The sequence below is a fragment of the Duganella sp. HH101 genome (assembly GCF_001758795.1).
Lineage (GTDB): Bacteria > Pseudomonadota > Gammaproteobacteria > Burkholderiales > Burkholderiaceae_D > Rugamonas > Rugamonas rivuli.
The window spans coordinates 120,470-139,964 of record NZ_LRON01000010.1; the positions used below are offsets into that span (position 1 = coordinate 120,470).

The 19,495-nt window shown below is 64.6% G+C and carries 19 protein-coding genes; 8 read left to right on the forward strand and 11 right to left on the reverse strand.

Annotated features, from left to right (window positions below):
* Positions 1-46: 46 nt before the first annotated feature.
* The 6 genes from DUGA2_RS17395 to DUGA2_RS17420 all read right to left on the reverse strand — a co-directional run bounded on the left by DUGA2_RS17395 (position 47) and on the right by DUGA2_RS17420 (position 5,032).
* Complete coding sequence (locus DUGA2_RS17395; protein ID WP_008451904.1) at positions 47-229, reverse strand: hypothetical protein; 183 nt, start codon at positions 227-229, stop codon at positions 47-49.
* A 71-nt stretch (positions 230-300) separates the two neighbouring features.
* Positions 301-1,206 (reverse strand): site-specific tyrosine recombinase XerD, encoded by a 906-nt coding sequence (gene xerD, locus DUGA2_RS17400; RefSeq protein WP_070270710.1) that lies wholly within the window; start codon positions 1,204-1,206, stop codon positions 301-303.
* Positions 1,182-1,703 (reverse strand): methylated-DNA--[protein]-cysteine S-methyltransferase, encoded by a 522-nt coding sequence (locus DUGA2_RS17405; protein ID WP_070270712.1) that lies wholly within the window; start codon positions 1,701-1,703, stop codon positions 1,182-1,184. Before DUGA2_RS17405 ends, xerD begins: the two co-directional genes overlap by 25 nt.
* A 432-nt stretch (positions 1,704-2,135) precedes the next feature.
* Complete coding sequence (locus tag DUGA2_RS17410; RefSeq protein ID WP_008451909.1) at positions 2,136-3,416, reverse strand: TRAP transporter large permease; 1,281 nt, start codon at positions 3,414-3,416, stop codon at positions 2,136-2,138.
* Positions 3,413-3,985, reverse strand: coding sequence for a TRAP transporter small permease (locus DUGA2_RS17415; RefSeq protein WP_070270714.1), 573 nt, complete (start codon positions 3,983-3,985; stop codon positions 3,413-3,415). The genes DUGA2_RS17410 and DUGA2_RS17415 overlap by 4 nt, the downstream gene beginning before the upstream one ends.
* Before the next feature lie 60 nt (positions 3,986-4,045).
* Positions 4,046-5,032 carry a TRAP transporter substrate-binding protein gene (locus DUGA2_RS17420; protein WP_008451911.1) on the reverse strand — a complete coding sequence of 329 codons (987 nt, stop codon included), beginning with the start codon at positions 5,030-5,032 and terminating at the stop codon, positions 4,046-4,048.
* A 129-nt stretch (positions 5,033-5,161) separates the two neighbouring features.
* On the opposite strand from DUGA2_RS17420, the gene DUGA2_RS17425 reads away from it, so the two are divergent.
* Genes DUGA2_RS17425 through nhaD form a run of 3 tightly spaced genes read left to right on the forward strand, consistent with a single transcriptional unit; the run spans position 5,162 to position 9,071 of the window.
* Positions 5,162-7,189: a PAS domain S-box protein gene (locus DUGA2_RS17425; RefSeq protein ID WP_070270716.1), complete on the forward strand. Its 2,028-nt coding sequence runs from the start codon at positions 5,162-5,164 to the stop codon at positions 7,187-7,189.
* A gap of 3 nt (positions 7,190-7,192) precedes the next feature.
* Positions 7,193-7,780 carry a response regulator transcription factor gene (locus DUGA2_RS17430; RefSeq protein ID WP_008451914.1) on the forward strand — a complete coding sequence of 196 codons (588 nt, stop codon included), beginning with the start codon at positions 7,193-7,195 and terminating at the stop codon, positions 7,778-7,780.
* 7 nt (positions 7,781-7,787) lie between these two features.
* Entirely contained in the window at positions 7,788-9,071 is a 1,284-nt protein-coding gene (gene nhaD / locus DUGA2_RS17435) for a sodium:proton antiporter NhaD (protein ID WP_070270718.1), read from the forward strand.
* Positions 9,072-9,080: 9 nt separating this feature from the next.
* Here the strand turns inward: nhaD and DUGA2_RS17440 are convergent, their stop codons facing one another.
* Complete coding sequence (locus DUGA2_RS17440) at positions 9,081-10,232, reverse strand: NAD(P)/FAD-dependent oxidoreductase (RefSeq protein WP_070270858.1); 1,152 nt, start codon at positions 10,230-10,232, stop codon at positions 9,081-9,083.
* Between the two features lie 55 nt (positions 10,233-10,287).
* Here DUGA2_RS17440 and DUGA2_RS17445 point away from each other — a divergent pair, with 55 nt between their 5' ends.
* Positions 10,288-10,743 (forward strand): MarR family winged helix-turn-helix transcriptional regulator, encoded by a 456-nt coding sequence (locus DUGA2_RS17445; RefSeq protein WP_070270719.1) that lies wholly within the window; start codon positions 10,288-10,290, stop codon positions 10,741-10,743.
* 101 nt (positions 10,744-10,844) lie between these two features.
* On the opposite strand, the gene DUGA2_RS17450 is transcribed toward DUGA2_RS17445, so the two are convergent.
* Positions 10,845-12,605, reverse strand: a complete 1,761-nt coding sequence (locus tag DUGA2_RS17450; RefSeq protein ID WP_070270720.1) for a DUF885 family protein — start codon at positions 12,603-12,605, stop codon at positions 10,845-10,847.
* Positions 12,606-12,647: 42 nt separating this feature from the next.
* Entirely contained in the window at positions 12,648-13,748 is a 1,101-nt protein-coding gene (gene queG, locus DUGA2_RS17455; RefSeq protein ID WP_070270722.1) for a tRNA epoxyqueuosine(34) reductase QueG, read from the reverse strand.
* Positions 13,749-13,805: 57 nt separating this feature from the next.
* Here queG and tsaE point away from each other — a divergent pair, with 57 nt between their 5' ends.
* The 3 genes from tsaE to DUGA2_RS17470 are packed head-to-tail and all read left to right on the forward strand — an operon-like array spanning position 13,806 to position 16,573.
* On the forward strand, positions 13,806-14,291 hold the full coding sequence (gene tsaE / locus DUGA2_RS17460) for a tRNA (adenosine(37)-N6)-threonylcarbamoyltransferase complex ATPase subunit type 1 TsaE (protein WP_070270859.1): 486 nt from the start codon (positions 13,806-13,808) through the stop codon (positions 14,289-14,291).
* A complete protein-coding gene (locus DUGA2_RS17465; protein WP_070270724.1) occupies positions 14,255-15,715 on the forward strand; it encodes an N-acetylmuramoyl-L-alanine amidase in 1,461 nt (486 codons plus the stop codon). The genes tsaE and DUGA2_RS17465 overlap by 37 nt, the downstream gene beginning before the upstream one ends.
* A 15-nt stretch (positions 15,716-15,730) precedes the next feature.
* On the forward strand, positions 15,731-16,573 hold the full coding sequence (locus tag DUGA2_RS17470; RefSeq protein ID WP_070270726.1) for a D-hexose-6-phosphate mutarotase: 843 nt from the start codon (positions 15,731-15,733) through the stop codon (positions 16,571-16,573).
* Here the strand turns inward: DUGA2_RS17470 and DUGA2_RS17475 are convergent.
* Together DUGA2_RS17475 and DUGA2_RS17480 are read right to left on the reverse strand one after the other, a co-directional pair.
* Positions 16,570-17,601, reverse strand: a complete 1,032-nt coding sequence (locus DUGA2_RS17475; RefSeq protein WP_070270728.1) for a carbonic anhydrase — start codon at positions 17,599-17,601, stop codon at positions 16,570-16,572. The two genes, DUGA2_RS17470 and DUGA2_RS17475, sit on opposite strands and share 4 nt — an antisense overlap.
* A gap of 104 nt (positions 17,602-17,705) precedes the next feature.
* The gene (locus DUGA2_RS17480) at positions 17,706-18,350 is read right to left on the reverse strand and encodes a VTT domain-containing protein (RefSeq protein WP_008451925.1); all 645 of its coding nucleotides are present in this window, start codon (positions 18,348-18,350) and stop codon (positions 17,706-17,708) included.
* 136 nt (positions 18,351-18,486) lie between these two features.
* Between DUGA2_RS17480 and DUGA2_RS17485 the strand changes: the two genes are divergently transcribed.
* Complete coding sequence (locus DUGA2_RS17485; RefSeq protein WP_070270730.1) at positions 18,487-19,413, forward strand: peptidylprolyl isomerase; 927 nt, start codon at positions 18,487-18,489, stop codon at positions 19,411-19,413.
* Positions 19,414-19,495 lie beyond the last annotated feature (82 nt).

A 19,495-nucleotide genomic window follows, 5' to 3' on the forward strand; every position in this document is an offset into this window, starting at 1 on the left:
GAGGCATAAAGCAAAACCGGGCTGCATGCCCGGTTTTTTTTCGTGCTTACTCAGCGGCGGCGGTATCGCCGTCGGCGGCATCGTCGCCATCGGCTTCATCGAGCTCGCCTTCCTGGGCCAGCCCGGGATTCTGCTTCAGCTCGGCCTTGCGGCGGGCTTTTTCATCCGCTTTCTTTTTCTTTTCCAGCTCACGCTGCCGCTTTTCATACGCGAAATTTGTCTTTGCCATTTGCCACCTCTTCTTTATACGGTTCGATTACCTGCCCACATTATGACGCACTTACGGCCGACGCAAGTTTTTCAGCCGCGAGGATGATGTTGCGCATGCAAATGCTTGAGCCGCTCACGGGCGACGTGGGTGTAGATTTGGGTCGTCGAAATATCCGAATGGCCCAACAACAACTGTACCACCCGCAGGTCGGCGCCATGGTTCAGCAGATGGGTGGCGAAGGCGTGGCGCAGCGTGTGCGGCGACAGCGGCGCCGTGATGCCGGCCTTCAGGGCATGTTTTTTAATTAAGACCCAGAACATTTGCCGCGTCATCGGCCCACCGCGCCCGGTGACGAACAGCGCGTCGTCGACCTGGCCGTTGAGGATGACGCCGCGCGCTTCCTTGACGTAGCGCTCTATCCACACCCGCGCCTGCTGGCCGAACGGCACCAGCCGCGTCTTCGCGCCCTTGCCGGTGACGCGCAGCACGCCGTCGTTCAGGCTCAGCTCCAGCAGCTTGAGCGTGACCAGCTCGGACACCCGCAAGCCGCTGGCGTACATCAGCTCCAGCATGGTGCGCTCGCGCAGGCCCAGCGGCGTGGCGACGTCGGGCGCGGCCAGCAAGGCCTCCACTTGAATTTCGCTCAAGGTGTGGACGAAGCGCGCCGGCTGCCTGGCCGATACCAGTTTCAGCGTCGGGTCGTCGGCGATGCGGCGCTGGCGCAGCAGCAGCTGGTAAAAGCGCCGTAGCACCGACAGCCGCCGGTTGGACGAAGTGGCCTTGCCGCTGTCCTGGTGGCGGGCCGCGATATAGCCCTCGATATCGTGGGCGGCCACGGCCGCCAGCCCGGCCACGTCCGGCCGCTTCTTCTCCAGCCAGGTGGCGAACAGGCGCATGTCGCGCCGGTAGGCTTCCAGCGTGTTCTTCGACAGGCCGTCCTCCAGCCACAGGCTGTCGCAGAACTCGTCGATCAGAGCAGTGTTGTCTGTTGCCATGCGTATTCGCTCGACCCTTCGTGCGCCAGCAGCCAGCGCTTGATGCCCAGCAGGTAGCCGTTCGGGTCGTCGCTGTTGGCGAAGCCGCCCAGGCCGGAAGACGATGTCACGCGGTGGCAAGGGATCACCACCGGGAACCAGTTGGCGCCGCAAGCCTGGCCCACCGCGCGCGGCGCCGAGCCGATATGTTTGGCCAGCTCGCCGTAGGTCCGCACGCTGCCGCGCGGAATCGACCGGATGGCGTCCCAGACCTTGTGCTGGAACTCGGTGCCGGCGCGCTTGAGCGGCAGGTCGAAAACGAAATCCGCATCCTCGCAATACTTGCCCAGCTGCTCGGCCGCCAGTTCCGCGACCGCGTCCTGCGGCGCTTTTGCATCAAAATGGGGCGGCAGGTAACAGAGTTCAGTTATCAGACCACCCGCGGTGCGCACGCCCAATTTTCCAAGCGGCAAATCCAAGACGGCTGCAAACAATTCATGCTGCTGTTGTATTTTCATCACACCTTACGCACCAAAAAGACCGGCTGAAGTTGTCGAAATGCACCATTTTGTTGCATTCGAACTACATTAAAAAAACCACACAATTGCATTGTAAGTCCGCGCCGACGGCGGCAGCGATACGGCAGGCAAAAAAAAACGCACCTTGCGGTGCGTTTCCAAATCCTGCTTCACGTTCCCGGTCGTTTGCCTGTCCCCGTAGCACGCTTGTGGCGGCCTTCAGCGACTATAACAACGACATTCTGTAAAACGTGCGTCTCCTCGATCTATTGCCGGTATTCAGTACCGTTTCTCTACACACTCCCCACCTACAATTCTGGGCTCTTGCTACCGGGTCGCATATCGATATGCACTTCTCCCTGAGAGCGACGCAATCATAACGTATCTTTTTGCGTTTTTCCCAGTTTTTTTCGACCCGGTCCCACGCTTACTTTAAGAGTAAATTAAATTCGGGAGCCACAAAGAAATTTGTGGTACATATGTGATCAAAATCAGGAAGCCCAGCATCGTCAGCAACCATGGCCACACGGCAACGGTCAGCTCGGTGATGCCCATCTTGGTGATGCCCGACGCCACATACAGGTTCAGGCCCACCGGCGGATGGCACATGCCCACTTCCATGTTCACCACGATCAGGATGCCGAAGTGCACCGGATCGATGCCCAGCTTCATCGCCACCGGGAACAGGATAGGCGCCATGATCAGCACGATCGACGACGGCTCCATCACATTGCCCGCCAACAGCAGCAGAATGTTCACCACCAGCAGGAAGCTGACCACGCCCAGGCCCTGGCCGGTGATCCACTCGGCCATCGCCTGCGGGATGTTTTCGCTGGTCATCAGGAACGAGAACAGCACCGCGTTGGTGATGATGTACAGCAGCATCGCCGACATCGCCGCCGAATCCAGCAGCACCTTGCCCACCTGCTTGAGCTTCAGGTCCTTGTAGACGAACACGGCGATGATGAAGGCGTACACCGCCGCCATCGCGGCCGCCTCGGTCGGCGTGAACGAGCCGGTGTAGATGCCGCCCATGACGATGACGATCAGCAGCAGGCCCCAGGCGCTCTTGCGGAAGGTGCTCCAGCGCTCGCCCCAGCTGGCCTTGGCCATGCGCGGGTAGTTGTGCTTGCGCGCCAGCCACCAGGTGGTCAGGCCGAGGAAGAAGGCCAACATCACGCCCGGCACCACGCCGGCCATGAACAGCTTGCCCACCGAGGTGTTGGTCGTCACCGAGAACATCACCATCACGATCGACGGCGGGATCAGGATGCCCAGCGCGCCGGAGGTGGTGATGACGCCGGCGCCGAAGCTCTTCGGATAACCCTGGCGCACCATGGCCGGCAGGATGATGGAGCCGATCGCCACCACCGTCGCCGGCGACGAGCCGGACACCGCGGCAAACAGCGCGCAGGCCAGCACGCCGGCCAGGGCCAGGCCGCCGTGCCAGTGGCCCACCATCGAGCTGGCGAAGTTGATCATGCGCCGCGCCACCCCGCCGTGCGTGAGGAAGTTACCCGCCAAAATAAAGAACGGGATGGCCATGATCTCGAATTTCTCGATGCCGGTGAACAGCTTGAGCGCCACCGATTCGATCGGCACCTGGGTCATCGTGAACAGGAAGGTCAGCACTGTCAGGCCGAGCGAGATGGAGATCGGCATGCCGGTCAACATCAGCAACAGCAGCAGCACGAAAATAATCAGTGCGTTCATGCGCGGGCTCCTTTTTCTTCAGCCGTCAATTCGTCTTCCAGGCCCTCGACGTGCGAGTGGTCGTGCTTGGGCAGCTGGCCGGTCCTGGCGAAGGCCACCAGCACCTGCAGGAAGCGGAAGCACATCAGGTAGGAGCCGAGCGGCACCGCCAGGTAGACGATCCACATCGGCATTTCCAGGTCGGCCGAGGTCTGGTCGGTATGGCCGATCTCCCACACGAAGCTGGCGCCCAGCGTGCCGACGATGCCGGTGAACACGGCGCCGGCCAGCAGGCCGAAGATGACGAACTTGTTGCGCCACGGCGTGTTCATGCGGTTGATGATGACGTCGACGCCGACGTGGATGCCGGTGCGCACGCCATAGGCGGCGCCGAACTTGGCCATCCAGACGAACATATAGATGCAGGCCTCCTGGGCCCAGCTGGTGTTCAGTTGGATCAGGTAATCCTGCAAGCCGGGTATCGGCAAACCGGACAGGTAGCGGTGGACTACCGCGACGAAGATCAGGATGGTGGCTGCGGCCATCAGGGACGCAATCAACCATTCTTCGAGCTTATCGAGGAATTTCATGGTGGACCTTCAGTGGAGGAGATAAAAACGGGACGGCCTTGCGCCGCCCCGGCGGCAGACTTACTTGGCTGCTTCTTTATTGATGGCGGAGATCAGGTCTTTGCCGATGCGGCCTTCCATATCCTTCTGCACCGGCAGCAGCGCCTTGCGCCAGTCGGCCTGCTCTTTCACGCTCGGCGTGTAGATCTCGGTCTTGCCGGTCTTTTTGATCGCTTCCAGCGCCAGGTCGTTGTCGCGCTGGGCGATGGCTTTTTCAAACGTGGTGGCATCCTTCATCGCCTTGTCCAGCGCGGTGCGGATGTCGGCCGGCAGGCCGTCCCAGAACTTCTTGTTGACGATGACCGCATAGCCCAGGTAGCCGTGGTTGGACACCGTCACGTGCTTCTGCACTTCGTGCATCTTCTGGGTGTACATATTCGACGGCGGGTTCTCGGTGCCGTCCACCACGCCGGTTTGCAGCGCCTGGTACACCTCGGAGAAGGCCAGCACCTGCGGGTTGGCGCCCAGTGCGCGCATCTGCGCGTCCAGCACCTTCGACGACTGGATGCGCATCTTCAGGCCTTTGAAGTCGGCCACGTTGTGCAGCGGCTTGTTGGCCGACATGACCTTGAAGCCGTTGTCCCAGAACGCCAGGCCGGTGATGCCTTTCGGTTCCAGCTTCTTCATCAGGCTCTTGCCGATTTCGCCTTCGGTGACGTTATACAGCGCGGTCTTCGACGGGAAGATGTACGGCAGGTCGAACGCTTCGAATTCCTTCACGCCCAGCGGGCCGAATTTGGCCAGCGACGGCGCCAGCATCTGCACGGCGCCCAGCTGCAGCGCTTCCAGTTCTTCCTTGTCCTTGTACAGCTGGCTGTTCGGATAGACCTCGACCTTGACGCGGCCGTTGGTGGCCTTCTCGGCCAGCTGCTTGAAACGCTCAGCGGCCTGGCCTTTCGGCGTGTCCGTGGCGACCACGTGGCTGAATTTAATGACGATAGGAGCTTGGGCGTAGGCGTTGATGCTCAGTGCCGCGGTAACGGCCAGCAGGGCGATTTTCAGTTTCATGGAGTCTCCAGAAGGGATTTAAAATACGGTATTGTTCTAGTTTGAACGATTCTCACCAAAAGTAGCAAGTCCGGCTACTGTGGAAAACCACAATGGTGCCAGCCCCCCAAGGCTTTAACCTGACCTCCCATGACCGCCAAGCCCTCCCCGCCCACCGCCGCGCGCCGCACGCCGTACAGCTCTCCGCTGCGCTGGCTGCTGCCCATCATGCTGGTGCTGTTCTTCCTGGCGATCCTGATCTGGCTGCCGTGGCAGGCCCGCCAGATGGAGAGCAACGAGCGCCAGGAGCAGCTGATCGCCGACACGCTGTGGGTCGAGCAGACCATCCGCTTCCAGCTGGGCCGCGACGAGGAAAGCCTGCGCGGCCTGGGCGCCGACATCGCCGCCGGCCGCCTGCCGCCGGGGCAGGCCCACGAAAGGCTGGCGCGCCTGCTGAAGAACGGCCATGAACTGCTGCGCGTGATCTGGCTGCGGCCCGACGGCAAGCTGGCCGCCAGCAGCGATCCGCAGGCGGCGCCGGTGGAGCTGTCGGCCGCCTCCCAGGCCACCATGGAGCTGACCCGCAAGACCCGCCATCCGATGTACACGCAGCCGGAGGCGCAGACGCCCAACCAGTCGGCCGCCCCCGCCGCCGTGCTGATGGACTACCACGTGCCGCTGTTCCGCGGCGACGAATACATCGGCGACCTGGTCGCCACCTATCAAACCAGCGCGCTGCTGGAGGAAATGGTGCCGTGGTGGTTCGCGCAGGACAACCAGGTCTCGCTGATCGACCGCGACGACAAGGTGCTGGCGCGCCGCGCCGCCGCCGGCCCGGGCCACGGCGTCTACACCCACAAGCGCGCGCTGGACCTGCCGGGCGCCTCGATCACGCTGGTGACGGACAGCGTCAAGAGCGAACCGCAGCTGCTGCCCAACCTGCTGGTCGGCTCGGTGATCGTGCTGTCGCTGGGTTTGTTATGGAGCCTGCTGGCGTTGTGGGGCCACATCTCGCGGCGGCTGGAGGCCGAAGGCGCGCTGCGCCAGCAGATGTCGTTCCGCACCGCGATGGAAAACTCATTGGTGACTGGCCTGCGCGCGCGCGACCTCGAAGGCCGCATCACCTACGTCAACCCGGCCTTCTGCCAGATCGTCGGCTATCCGGCCGAGGAACTGGTCGGCATGCTGCCGCCCATGCCCTATTGGGCGGCCGAAGCCATGTCCGAATACCAGAGCCGCTTCGCCTCGGTCCTGGCGGGCAAGGTCACGCCGCAGTTCGAAACCATCTTCCAGCGTCCCGACGGCGAACGGGTGCCGGTGCTGATCTTCGAAGCGCCGCTGGTCGACAAGGACGGCAAGCAGACCGGCTGGATGGGCTCCATCCTCGACATCTCCGACCGCAAGCGCATCGAGGAACTGAACCGCCAGCAGCACGAAAAGCTGCAAACCAGCGCGCGCCTGGCGACCATGGGCGAAATCTCGTCGATGCTGGCGCATGAGCTGAACCAGCCGCTGGCCGCGATCTCCAGCTACACCACGGGCGCGCTCAACGTGCTGGCGCGCGCCGAGGGCAGCGGCGCGGCGGTCGATTGCGGCATCCTCAAGCCGGCGCTGGAACAGGCCAGCGCGCAGGCGCAGCGGGCAGGCCAGATCATCCGCAGCGTGCACGAATTCGTCAAGAAGAGCGAGCCGCAGCGGCAGGAGATCGCCATCGCCTCGCTGCTCGACGGCATCCGCGCGCTGATCGAACTGCAGGCGCGGCAAGCCTACGTCTCCTTCAACGCCAGCATCCCGGCCGACCTGCCGCCGGTGCGGGCCGACCGCGTGATGATCGAGCAGGTGCTGCTCAACCTGACCCGCAACGCCATCGAGGCGATGGCGCACATCCCGCCGCAGCGGCGCATGCTCAACGTGGTGGCGGCGTATGATGCGGCCAGCGCGCAGGTCAGCGTGGCGGTGATCGACCAGGGGCACGGCATCCAGGAGGACGTGGCGCAGCGGCTGTTCTCGCCGTTCTTCTCGACCAAGGCGGAAGGCATGGGCATGGGGCTCAACATCTGCCGCACCGCGATAGAATTCCACGGCGGCTCGCTGACCTACAGCGCCAACCCGCAAGGCGGCACCATATTTACCTTCGTGCTGCCGGCGATGCTGGCGGCCGCGGAACAGGAGACTTGAACCATGCTGCATATCGTCGATGATGAAGCGGTCGTGCGCGACTCGCTGACCTGGCTGGCCACTTCGCGCGGCATTCCCTCGCGCGCCTACGACTCGGCGCTGCAGCTGCTGGCCTACACCGACGCCGGCCAGTTCGACGCCGACGGCGACTGCGTGCTGCTCGACGTGCGCATGCCGGACATGAACGGCGTGGCGGCCTTCGACCAGCTGTCCGCGCGCGGCCTGACGCAGCGCATGCCGGTGATCTTCCTGACCGGCCACGGCGACGTGCCGATGGCGGTGGATGCGCTCAAGCGCGGCGCCTTCGATTTCTGCGAGAAGCCGTTCAACGACAACCAGTTGATGGACCGGGTGCAGGAAGCACTGGTCAACTCGCGCCAGGCCGGCGCCATGGCGGCGGTGCACGCGCGCCTGGCCACGTTGTCGGCGCGCGAGCGCGAGGTGCTGGACCTGATCCTGGCGGGTAAAATGAACAAGGTCGTGGCCGACCAGCTGGGCATCAGCATGCGCACCGTCGAAGTCCACCGCGCCCACATCTTCGACAAGATGCAGGTCAAGACCGCCGTCGAACTGGCCGGCCTGCTCAAGTAGGAATTACATGCTCATATCACTGGTTGTCGTCTTCATCCTCGCCTATACCGCCATCGCGCTCGAACATCCGCTGGGCATCAACAAATCCGCCTCGGCCCTGGTCGGCGCGGGCCTCATGTGGTGCATCTACGCGCTGGGCGTGGACGACCCGCAGCTGGTCGGCGGCAAGCTCGATACCACCGTGGCCGCGACCGCGCAGATCGTTTTCTTTTTGATCGGCGCCATGACCATCGTCGAAGTGGTCGACTCCCACCACGGATTCGACGTCATCACCTCGCGCATCGGCACCTCCAGCCTGTCGTCCTTGATGTGGCTGATCGGTATCGCGACCTTCTTCCTCAGCGCGGTGCTGGACAACCTGACCACCACCATCGTCATGATTTCCCTGACGAAGAAGCTGCTCGACCAGGCGGAAGACCGGCTGCACTTCGCCGGCATCATCGTGCTGGCGGCCAACGCCGGCGGCGCATGGTCGCCGATCGGCGACGTCACCACGACGATGCTGTGGATAGGCGGCCAGATCTCCAGCACCGGCATCATGCAGGCGGTGTTCCTGCCGTCGCTGGTCAATCTGCTGGTGCCGCTGGCGATATCGGCCTACGCGCTCAGAGGGCGCAGCATCGCCGTGTCCCAGCGTGACGGCCAGCCGGAGGCCAATGCGGGCAACGGCTTCGAACGCGCGCTGATGTTCTGCCTCGGCATGGGCATCCTGGTGGCGGTGCCGGTCTTCAAGACCGCCACGCACCTGCCGCCGTTCATGGGCATGCTCTTCGGCCTGGGCCTGTTATGGCTGGTGGGGGAACTGCTGCATCGGGACAAGGAGGTCGAATGCCGGGAAGCGCTGTCGCTGACCAGCGCGCTGCAGCGCATCGACCTGAGCGCGATCGTCTTCTTCATCGGCATCCTGCTGGCCGTGGCCACGCTGGAGCACACGCACATCCTGTCGGCGCTGGCGCTGTGGCTGGAGCAGACGATAGGCCGCCAGGACCTGATCGTGATCGCACTCGGCCTGCTGAGCGCCATCGTCGACAACGTGCCGCTGGTGGCCGCATCGATGGGCATGTACGACCTGTCGCAGTTCCCGCTCGACGACTTCCTCTGGCATTTCGTCGCCTACTGCGCCGGCACCGGCGGCTCCATCCTGATCATCGGCTCGGCCGCCGGCGTGGCCGCGATGAGCCTGGAGAAGATTCAGTTCATCTGGTACATGCGCAAGATCAGCGGCCTGGCCTTGCTGGGCTACTTCGCCGGCGCCGCCGTCTACGTCCTGCAATACCGCCTGCTGGGATAAGGCGCGGTTTCAGGCCGCTTGCGGCATGCCCCGGAACATCCGCGCCGTGCGTTCGGCGCCGTCTTCGGCGATGCAGATATCCATGCCCTGCGCCGATTGCCGCGCCGCCTGTTCGGCGCGGGTGAACATGGCGCGTTCGTAGCCGGCAATGGCGGCGCTGGCGTCGCTCTCGCGGACCAGCGCCAGTGCCAGTTCGGCGCCGTCCTGCATCGCCATATTGGCGCCGGCTCCCGCAAAGGGCGACATCAGGTGGGCGGCATCGCCCAGCAAGGTCAGGCCGGGCCGCGACGCCCAGCGCAATCCCACCGGCAGCGCATCCAATGGACGCACATGGTGGCCGTCGTCGCAGGCCATGATCAGCGCGGTCAGTTCCGGCGCCCAGCCGGCGAACTGCCGGGCGATGGCCTTGCGCGCGGCGTCGGGGCTGACGCCGTCCAGATGCAGGCCGCGCGCCGGCAAGCCGCCCGGCGGCACGCGGAAAGCGGCATAGATGCGGATGCGGCCATCGCCGCCGTGCTTGGCCAGTATGCCCATGTTGTCATCCAGCGCGAACAGGCTGCCGCTGCCGACCAGCACCGCGCACGCGGGATGCCGCCGCGCCGCATCGGCGATGCCGATCTCCACGAAGCTCACGCCGGTGTAGGCAGGCTGCGCGTCCGTCAGCAGAGGGCGCACGCCGGAATTGGCGCCGTCCGCTCCCACCACCACATCCGCGGAAAACGCCGTGCCGTCGGCAAAGCGCAGCAGATGGCCGCCTTGCGCGACGGCGCCCGGCTCGATGCCGGTGAGGCGGCTGTTCCAACGGATCGTATCCGGCTTCAGGGCATCGATCAGCAGATCGCGCAAGGCTTGCCGCTCCACCTCCGGCCGGTGCATGGCGGCGGGGTCGCTGATCTCGTCCCACAGCAGGTGGCCATGCTTGTTCATGACGCGCGTGTCCTCGCCCTGAGGCACGATCAGCTTGCGGAATTCGTCTTGCAGGCCAGCCGTCGCCAGCGCCCACTGGCCGGCCTCCTGGTGCATGTCCAGCAGGCCGCCCTGCTTGCGCGCACCGCGCGACGCGTCACGTTCGAACACCACGACCTCGCGGCCGTGCTGCTGCAGCGTACGCGCCAACACCAAGCCGCCCAGGCCTGCCCCGACAACCGCGATCGTTTGCATATCCATCCACCTTAGTAGTGATAACATAGGTGACTATACACATACATAGGCACCTATGCAATATACATTGGAACAGCACTTCGCCCAGCCCGGGCATTTGATCAACCGTCTGGCGCGGCTGATGGCGCGACTGGGGGAGCCGCGCGTGCGGGAGTTGGGTTTCGGCGTCGGCCAGATGCCGGTGCTGGCGACGTTGAAGGACGGCGCCGCCTATACGCAGACGCAGCTGGCCGCCATCGCCAAGATCGAGCAACCGTCAATGGCGCAGATGCTGACGCGGATGGAGCGCGACGGCCTGGTGCAGCGCGCACCGGATCCGAAGGACAAACGCAGCGTGCTGTTCTCGCTGACGCCCGAAGCGAAGCGCCGCCTGCCGAAACTGTGGAAGCTGCTGGGCGAAGCGAACAAGGAAGCGCTGGCGCCATTCACGCCTGAAGAAATCGCCACCCTGTGCTCGCTGCTGAGCCGCATGGTGCAGCACCTTGAAGCGACCGAGAACGGCGCAGCCTAGCCCGCTTGATTCCGCATCGGTTCATTGGACGCATTGGTCTATGGCGCAAAGGGCGTCGCAGTCACGGATGGTCGCCGGTCGAATGGTCATACCCTTCCCTACTAAACCGCCTTCTGCGCCGCGATCCACTCATCCACCACCTGCTCCAGCACCGGCAGCGGCACGTTGCCGGTCTCCAGCACCACGTTGTGGAAGGCCTTGATCGAGAACTTGTCGCCCAGCGCCTTCTGCGCCTTGGCGCGCAGGTCGAGGATGCGCATCATGCCGATCTTGTACGCGCAGGCCTGGCCGGGCATGGCGACATAACGCTCCACCTCCGCCGCAGGAATGCCGTAGTCGATGCCCTGCTGGCGCGTCCACTTCATCGCGTGCAGGCCCGTGTCCACCACCAGCCTGCGTGCGCGGAACAGTTCCGCATCCAGCTGCCCCAGATGACCGACTACATCGCCGTCATACCAGTTGTTTTCCGCCGCCAGCTGCTCCGCGTACAAAGCCCAGCCCTCGCCATACGCCGAGCCTACCGCGAACACGCGATCCCTGCGATAGCGCGGCAGCTTGTCGTTCTCCTGCTGCAGCGCGACCTGGAAGTGGTGGCCCGGCACACCCTCGTGATACACCAGCGTGCGCATGCCGACAATGCGGAACTCCGGCCCCGGCATCGGCGCCCAGAAGATGCCCGGCCGCGTGCCATCCCTGGCCGGTCCCGTGTAATGGGCCGCAGCCGTCTTCTCGGTGAACGACGGCTCGCGCTTGACCACCACCGGCGCCTTCGGCGTCACATCGAACAGCTCCTTCGCGCGCGCCTCGGCGTCGCGCAGCACGCTGTCGTAGCGCGCCAGCAGCGCCGGGCGCGGATCGGCTTCCTTCGGCTGCGAATCCTTTTCCAGCTGCGCCATGCGTTCCTTGATCGTGCCGGCGCTGTAGCCCAGCGACGCCAGCAAGCCATCCATCTCCTTCTCGATGCGCGCCACTTCCTGCAGGCCGATGTTGTGGATCTGCTCCGGCGTGTAGTCGGTGGACGTCATCTGCCTGAGCAGCAGCGCGTAGGCCTTGTCGCCATTGGGCAGGCGCCACAGGCCGGCGTCGTTGGTGGTGCGCGGCAGCTGCTCCTGCAGCATCGCGCGGGCGCGCTGGAATGCCGGGATGATGGACTGGCCGACGATCGCCTCGGCCGCCGCCGCAAACTTCGCCTGCTGTTCCGGCGACACGTCCTGCAGGCTAGCCATGCGCTGCTTCAGCGTGGCGACAAACACATTGCTCTCCGGCGTGCCATCAAGGAAGCGGTCCAGCTGCCCGATCGAGGACTGCGTCAGGAAGGTCGGCATCAAAATGCCACGGCCGGCCGCACCGCGCGCCTGCATGATGCCGGTGTCCATCTTGCCGGCCACCGCCTTCAACCGCACCAGGTAGTTCTCGACGTCGCGCCGGTTGCGGATCGGGTGCGCCTGCGTCAGGAAGTTCACCAGCTGCACATGCAGGCCGCCGAACTGGTTGAAGACGAAGTGGTAATCCATGTAGGGCCACGCATCCACCGCCCCCTGCAAGTTCCAGCCTATGCTGGCGGCGCTGGCGCGCTGCTGCGGCGTCAATGCCTGCTGGTCGATCTTGGCCAGCTGCGCCAATGCGGTCTTGGCGGCCGCCACTTCGCCGGCGCGGTGGACGATGGTGTTGGGCGTAAGCTTGCGGTCCAGTTGGTCCTGCTCCTTGCCGCTGAAATACTGCTTCTGCGTGGCCTGTTCAGGATCGTTGCGCACCTTGGCGTTGGCGATCTTATCGGCCCAGCTATCGAAGCTGACGCCATGCGCAGCAAGGGTGAACGACGCGCCGGCAAGCAGCGCAATGAATCTGGTTGAAGTATGCATGGACGTGGGCCTCGTGGAAGAACCGCACGAGTGTAGCGCAGTTCAAGCGTGGCAGGCCAGCGCCCATTCGACGTGCTCGCGCACCAGTTCCGATGGATGCTCGCGACGCGCCATCAGCGCCGCCACGATCGCCGCATCGCCCTTGGCGCCGGCCGCCGCCGCGTTACCCAATCCGACCGCGATATTGCGCAGCCATCGCTCATGGCCTATGCGGCGTATCGGACTGCCTTCCATCTTGCGGTTGAATTCTTCCTCGGTCCAGGCGAACAGTTCGACCATCGAAGCGCTGCCCAGGCCATGGCGCTCGTCGAAGTCCGGCAGCACCGCGCGCTGCGCGAACTTGTTCCACGGGCAGGCGGTCTGGCAATCGTCGCAGCCGTAGACGCGGTTGCCGATCAACGGCCGCATCTCCAGCGGGATCGCGCTTTTCAGTTCGATGGTCAGGTAGGACACGCAACGCCGCGCATCCAGCTTGCCCGGCCCGAGGATGGCCTGGGTCGGGCAGATGTCGATGCACGCCGAGCACTGGCCGCAATGGCGGCCGGTCGGCTCGTCCACCGGCAGCGGCAGGTCGACCAGGAACTCGCCCATGAAGAACATCGAGCCGGCGGTACGCGACAGCAGCAAGGTATGCTTGCCGCGCCATCCCAGGCCGGCCTTCTCCGCCAGCGGCAGCTCCATCACCGGCGCCGAGTCGGTGAAGACGCGGTAGCCGAAGTCGCCGATCTCCGCCTTGACCTTGTCGGCCAGCTGCTGCAGGCGGGCGCGCAGCACCTTGTGATAGTCCCTGCCCCGCGCATAGACCGAGATGACGGCCGCGCCGGGATCGGCCAGCCGCGCCGCCTCGCGGTCGCGCCAATCGTGCTCGCCGCCGGTTTCCGTGTCCCTCGGCAGATAGTTCATGCGGGCGCTGACCACGCGGATGGTGCCCGGCACCAGCTCTGCAGGACGGGCGCGCATCATGCCATGGGTGGCCATATAGTCCATTTCACCGTGCATGCCGGCGTCCAGCCACGCCTGCAGGCCGGCCTCGGCGTGACTGAGGTCGATGTCGGTAATGCGGATTTCGGCGAAGCCCAGCTCCACACCCCAGCGCTTGATGCTGAGGGCAAGTTCGGCTAAATTGGTTTCTGACAGGGACATCGGTAGCGGGTGGCGGTTACAATGGCTGGCGATCCAACCAACACGACATTCTAAATGATGCAGCACTTCCAAGCCCATCTCCACGACGAAGCCGGCACCGCCGCCCTGGGCGCGGCCCTGGCGCGCGCCATCTCGCCCGGCCTGGTGATCTACCTGCACGGCGACCTGGGGGCCGGCAAGACCGCCCTCACCCGCGCCCTGCTGCACGCCGCCGGCCATGTGGGCACGGTCAAAAGCCCGACCTACACCTTGTCCGAACCGTATGCGATCGAGCTCGAAGGCCGCAAGGTCAGCGTGATCCATTTCGACCTGTACCGCATGGGCAGCCCCGAGGAATTCCTCGACGCCGGCTTCCGTGAGGACTTCAACGGCGACAACATCTGCATCGTCGAATGGCCCGAAAAGGCCGACCGCGTGCTGCCTGCCGCCGATATCAACCTGTTCCTGACCGTGGCCGGCAACGGCCGTGATGTAGAATTGCAGGCGTCCACCGCCCTGGGTAACTCATGTCTTCAACGCCTCAAATTCGCCCCCAACATGTGAACAAGGGTGCTGTCTCGCGCCGCACCGTCCTCAAGGCCGGCGCCACACTGCTGCTTTCCGTGCTGGCCCCGGTGCGCGCCTACGCCGCGCAAATCCTGGCGGTGCGGGTCTGGCCGGCGGAGGACTACACCCGCGTCACGCTGGAAAACGACGCCGCCCTCAAGGCCACCCACTTCATCGTCAAGGACCCGGAACGCATGGTGGTCGACATCGAAGGCCTGGAGCTGAACCCCACGCTCAAAAGCCTGGTCGCCAAGATCCAGTCCAACGACCCGTACATCAAGCAGGTGCGCGTGGGCCAGAACCGGCCCAACGTGGTGCGCCTGGTGTTCGACCTGAAGGAAGAAATCAAGCCGCAGGTGTTCACGCTGGCCCCGGCCGGCAATTACAAGCACCGCTTGATCTTCGACCTGTATCCGGTCAAGGCGGCCGACCCGATCGCCGCGATGATCGAAAAAGGCGACTGGTCGGGCGACGGCAAGACGCCGCCATCCAGCGCAGCGGCAGCCGGCAGCACGCCGAAAGGCGACATGCCGCCGCTCAAGCCATCCGAGGCGCAGGCGGCGGCACAAGCCCCGCAGACCCCGCAGGCGCAGCTGGAGGCGCTCAAGCCGGACACCAAGGCCGATCCGCGCGCGGAACTGAAGAACGAGCTGAAAACGGCCGAGGCCCAGGCCCGCGCCGCCGAAAAGACCGACAAGAACGGCAAGCTGGTACGCATGCTGACCGTGGTGCTGGACCCCGGCCATGGCGGCGAAGACCCCGGCGCATCGGGCAAGAACGGCAGCCGCGAGAAGGACATCGTGCTGTCCATCGCCAAGCGCCTGAAGGCCAGGATCGAGGAATTCCCCAATATGCGCGTGATGCTCACGCGCGACGGCGACTACTTCGTGCCGCTCGGCACCCGCGTGGAAAAAGCCCGCAAGGTGCAGGCCGACCTGTTCGTCTCCATCCACGCCGACGCCTTCGTGCAGCCCACCGCGCGCGGCTCGTCGGTGTTCGTGCTGTCGGAAAAAGGCGCCAGCTCGACGGCGGCGCGCTGGCTGGCGGACAAGGAAAACCTGGCCGACACCATCGGCGGCGTCAACGTCAAGACCCAGGACCGGCAACTGGCCAGCGTGCTGCTGGACCTGTCGACCACCGCGCAGATCAACGATTCCCTCCGGCTGGGCAAGTCGGTGCTGGGCGAGATCGGCGGCATCAACCGCCTGCACAAAGGCTCGGTCGAGCAGGCCGGCTTCGCGGTGCTGAAGGCGCCGGACATTCCATCGATCCTGATCGAGACCGCCTTCATCTCCAACCCGGAAGAGGAGGCCAAGCTGCTCGACGACGGCTACCAGAACCAATTGGCCGATGCCATCGTCAAGGGCATCCGGCGTTATTTCGCGAAAAACCCACCGCTGGCAAAGAACCGGCTGACTTAAGTAAACGAGAGAGACATGGCTGTAGTAACGACGACGGAATACGCCGCACTGCCGGCAATTCAAATCACGGCGGCCGACGGCAGCCAGGCGACGGTGTCGCTGTTCGGCGCCCACCTGCTATCCTGGAAGACCGGCGACGGCAAGGAGCGCCTGTTCGTCAGCGCGCAGACGCCGCTGGACGGCAGCAAGGCCATACGCGGCGGCGTGCCGGTGATCTTCCCGCAGTTTAATGTGCGCGGCCCCGGCCTGCGCCACGGCTTCGCCCGCGTCAGCACCTGGCGCCTGAGCGCCAGCGGCGGCGACGGCGGCCAGTCCTTCCTCGAATTCAGCCTGAATCAAGACGACCTGGCGCCGGACCACGCGCAAGCCTGGCCGCACGCCTTCGAACTGACGCTGCGCTTCACGCTGCACGGCGACTCGCTCGACGCCCGCTTCACGGTGCACAACACCGGCGCGCAGGCCTTCCCGTTCGGCGTGGCGCTGCACACCTACTACGATGTGGGCCACCTGGCCGCGACCAGCATCAGCGGCCTGCAGCACGTGCGCTACACCGATCATCACCAGAACACGCGGGAGCAGGAGCATCCGGCGCTGCACTTCACCGAGAAGCACGACCGCATGTACCAGTCCACGCCGGCGCTGACGCTGAACACGGCCAACGCCACGCTGCGCCTGGAGCAGCAAGGCTACGACAACTGGGTGGTGTGGAATCCGGGCGAGGACGACGCCAAGGCGCTGGTGGACCTGGCGGATGACGAGTATCTGCGCTTCGTCTGCATCGAACCGGCGCGCATCGAGCAGCAGCAGCTCGATGCCGGCGCCACCTGGACCGGCAGCCACCGCATCACGGCAGACTAGTTAGATTCTTTGACGATCCGGCCGGAGCCCGGCTGGATGGGCCGCGCGTTCAACGGATACAGGCGGCTGAACAGCGCCATCTGCGCCGGCGAGGCTTGCACCGGCTCCTTCATCACCAGCCACAGCACGCCCTCGGTGCACGGCGGCGTGGTCAGGGAACCCATGAAGGTGAAGTAGTCGCGGCGAGCCGGGATCAGGTCCAGCGGATCGAGCACGGTCGATGGCGCCAGCGTTTCCAGCTTCTCCAGCGGCAGGTTGTTCCACACCGTCTGGATCACCGGCTGCGGCTTGCCGCGCTCCAGCAGCAGCGCCAGCACGGCCAGCTTGCCCTCGCCGTCCTTGTGCACCAGGTGCACCACCATCTCATAACCCTTGCCGTTGACGCGTTCCTCCGACGGGCGGTGGAAGTGGAACTGGATCAGCTCATACATCCGGTTGTTCACCGTCAGGAAATTGCCGCCGCTGAGCATGACCTGCACCGTGTGGCCGTTGTCGGTGACGTTGAACGAAGAGGGATGGTAGTCGAAGGTGATCTGCTCCAGCTCCACCTTCATGCCGTCGCGGATGTCGATCGGCGACTGGCGGTTGCCGGTGCTGCACTTGGACCATTCAGGATTGATCTTGCCCCAGTTGGCCGGGCCGTTCTCGCCCTCGTACGACCAGTGGTTGCTGTACACCTTGGGCGCCGGCGGCGTGGCGGCGGCGACCTTCTTGGCCTTGGCCGCGGCGGCCGCGCGGGCCTGCTGGTTGGCGCGCATGATGGCCAGGCGGGCAGCGATCTTGGCCGACAGGTCGGCTTCCGCCTCGGCTTCGCGTTCGCGCTCGGTCAGCTTGCGGGTCGGGGAGGAGGAGGAAGCGGATGCCGAGGCGCTGGCGGAACTAGGGCTGCCCGGACGGATGGACGCGATCGACCCCGAGCCAGCACCCGCCACCGCCGATTTCGTCGATGGCGAAATCAGCGGGTCGTTTGCAGCGCTGGCGGCCGTGATGGCGCAGCAGCAGGCAATGAGGGTGAGGAGAGTACGCATGAATATCCAGAAGGTAAGAATTACATACTGGTATACGGATGCATTTGGGCAAAACTTGAGCGGACTCGGCCTCGCAGACGGTATTTATTTGCGTTTGAGCACGCTTAGCGGCCCAGCATGCGGCGCGACAGCTTCCACATGCCGCCCAGCGCCATCGGCACCACGGCCACGCCGACGCCGACCAGGACGATCTCGGTCAGGTGTTCGCGGACGATGGCGATATTGCCGAAGAAGTAGCCTGCCGTGGTCAGCAGCACCACCCACAGCACGGCGCCGGTGATGTTGTACAGCTGGAAGCGGGCATGGGTCATGTCCGACACGCCGGCCACGAAGGGGGCGAAGGTACGCACCACCGGCACGAAGCGCGCCAGCACGATGGTCTTGCCGCCGTGTTTTTCGAAGAATTCGTGGGTGCGGCGCAGCGCTTCCTTGTTGAGCCAGCGGTAGTCGTGGGTGAACACGCGTTGCCCGATGGCCTCGCCTATCCAATAGTTGAGCGTGTTGCCGGTGACGGCGGCCGTAATCAGCAGCAGCATCAGCAGGGCCAGATTCATTTCGCCCAGCGCGCACAGGGCGCCGGCAATGAACAGCAGCGTGTCGCCGGGGAAGAAGAACAGCACCACCAGGCCGGTTTCGCAGAAGATGATCGCGAACAGCACGGCGTAGACCAAGGTTCCGTATTGCTGAATCAGCACTTCCAGTGTTTTGTCGACATGAAGGATCATGTCAAAAAATTGCATAAAATCCATATTCTTCCCATAAAGTCCGCGCCGGAATCATACACCACCCCGGCCCCGGTGGCAGAAGTTTCCAGACCTCCGATAACCATTTACAATCGCCCGACCGCCCGCAACAAGCGGATGCGACCAACCAAGGAGATAATGGATGTCCCCGACCCACCTGTTCCGCGCTGTTCCCCTCTCCGTCCTGGCGATCAGCCTGGCCACGCTGGCGCAAGCCGGCGACCTGCCGGTGCGCCCCAGCGCCGGCGAAGTCGTCAAGCAGTCCAAGCCCTCCGACTGGCGTCCGCTGGACCCGAACAACACCCTGTACATGGAGCTGCCGACCGGCCGCGTGGTGATCGAGCTGGCGCCGGACTTCGCGCCGCAGAATATCGCCAATATCAAGACCCTGGTCAAGGAGCGCTATTTCGACGGCCTGTCCATGCTGCGCTCCCAGGATAACTACGTGGCGCAATGGGGCGATCCGGACGCCGAGGGCCCCACGCCCAAGCCGCAGGGCTCGGCCAAGGCCAAGGTGGTGGGCGAGTTCACGGTGCCGATGAAGAACGACAAGCACTTCGTGCGCCAGCTCGATATCGACGGCTATGCGCCGCAGATCGGCCATTCCAACGGCTTCCCGGTGGGCCGCGATCCCAAGGCCGGCACCACCTGGCTGACGCACTGCTACGGCATGGTCGGCGTGGGCCGCAACAACGACACCGACAGCGGCAACGGCGCCGAGCTGTATGCGGTCAACGGCCACGCGCCGCGCCATCTGGACCGCAATATCACGGTGGTGGGCCGGGTGGTGTGGGGCATGCCGCTGCTGGCCACCTTGCCGCGCGGCGGCGAGGCCATGGGTTTCTACGGCGCCGGCGAGACGCGCATGCAGATTAAATCGGTGCGGCTGGAGGCGGACGTGCCGGAGGCGGAACGCAGCCACCTGGAAGTGATGCGCAGCGAAGCGCCTATTTACCAGGCCGTGATCGACGCGTCGCGCAACCGTGGCGGCCCGTGGAACAAATTCACGCCCAAGTACGTTGAGCTGTGCAACGCGCAGATTCCCGTGCGCGAGCATCCAAAGGACTAACCCCCACAGCATGGGATCTGACCCCGTACGGGGTCAGATCCCTGTCTCCGCAGTGCGGGGGAAACGATCGCGGCGAACAGTT

What these genes read in the sequence shown, in the direction of transcription:
- xerD (WP_070270710.1), bottom strand. Translation starts at nt 1,206, where the DNA reads ATGGCAACAGACAACACTGCTCTGATCGACGAGTTCTGCGACAGCCTG.
- DUGA2_RS17395 (WP_008451904.1), bottom strand. Translation starts at nt 229, where the DNA reads ATGGCAAAGACAAATTTCGCGTATGAAAAGCGGCAGCGTGAGCTGGAA.
- DUGA2_RS17445 (WP_070270719.1), top strand. Translation starts at nt 10,288, where the DNA reads ATGCAATATACATTGGAACAGCACTTCGCCCAGCCCGGGCATTTGATC.
- DUGA2_RS17420 (WP_008451911.1), bottom strand. Translation starts at nt 5,032, where the DNA reads ATGAAACTGAAAATCGCCCTGCTGGCCGTTACCGCGGCACTGAGCATC.
- DUGA2_RS17485 (WP_070270730.1), top strand. Translation starts at nt 18,487, where the DNA reads ATGTCCCCGACCCACCTGTTCCGCGCTGTTCCCCTCTCCGTCCTGGCG.
- nhaD (WP_070270718.1), top strand. Translation starts at nt 7,788, where the DNA reads ATGCTCATATCACTGGTTGTCGTCTTCATCCTCGCCTATACCGCCATC.
- DUGA2_RS17405 (WP_070270712.1), bottom strand. Translation starts at nt 1,703, where the DNA reads ATGAAAATACAACAGCAGCATGAATTGTTTGCAGCCGTCTTGGATTTG.
- DUGA2_RS17440 (WP_070270858.1), bottom strand. Translation starts at nt 10,232, where the DNA reads ATGCAAACGATCGCGGTTGTCGGGGCAGGCCTGGGCGGCTTGGTGTTG.
- DUGA2_RS17465 (WP_070270724.1), top strand. Translation starts at nt 14,255, where the DNA reads ATGTCTTCAACGCCTCAAATTCGCCCCCAACATGTGAACAAGGGTGCT.
- DUGA2_RS17470 (WP_070270726.1), top strand. Translation starts at nt 15,731, where the DNA reads ATGGCTGTAGTAACGACGACGGAATACGCCGCACTGCCGGCAATTCAA.
- DUGA2_RS17480 (WP_008451925.1), bottom strand. Translation starts at nt 18,350, where the DNA reads ATGGATTTTATGCAATTTTTTGACATGATCCTTCATGTCGACAAAACA.
- tsaE (WP_070270859.1), top strand. Translation starts at nt 13,806, where the DNA reads ATGCAGCACTTCCAAGCCCATCTCCACGACGAAGCCGGCACCGCCGCC.
- DUGA2_RS17475 (WP_070270728.1), bottom strand. Translation starts at nt 17,601, where the DNA reads ATGCGTACTCTCCTCACCCTCATTGCCTGCTGCTGCGCCATCACGGCC.
- DUGA2_RS17450 (WP_070270720.1), bottom strand. Translation starts at nt 12,605, where the DNA reads ATGCATACTTCAACCAGATTCATTGCGCTGCTTGCCGGCGCGTCGTTC.
- DUGA2_RS17410 (WP_008451909.1), bottom strand. Translation starts at nt 3,416, where the DNA reads ATGAACGCACTGATTATTTTCGTGCTGCTGCTGTTGCTGATGTTGACC.
- DUGA2_RS17425 (WP_070270716.1), top strand. Translation starts at nt 5,162, where the DNA reads ATGACCGCCAAGCCCTCCCCGCCCACCGCCGCGCGCCGCACGCCGTAC.
- DUGA2_RS17415 (WP_070270714.1), bottom strand. Translation starts at nt 3,985, where the DNA reads ATGAAATTCCTCGATAAGCTCGAAGAATGGTTGATTGCGTCCCTGATG.
- queG (WP_070270722.1), bottom strand. Translation starts at nt 13,748, where the DNA reads ATGTCCCTGTCAGAAACCAATTTAGCCGAACTTGCCCTCAGCATCAAG.
- DUGA2_RS17430 (WP_008451914.1), top strand. Translation starts at nt 7,193, where the DNA reads ATGCTGCATATCGTCGATGATGAAGCGGTCGTGCGCGACTCGCTGACC.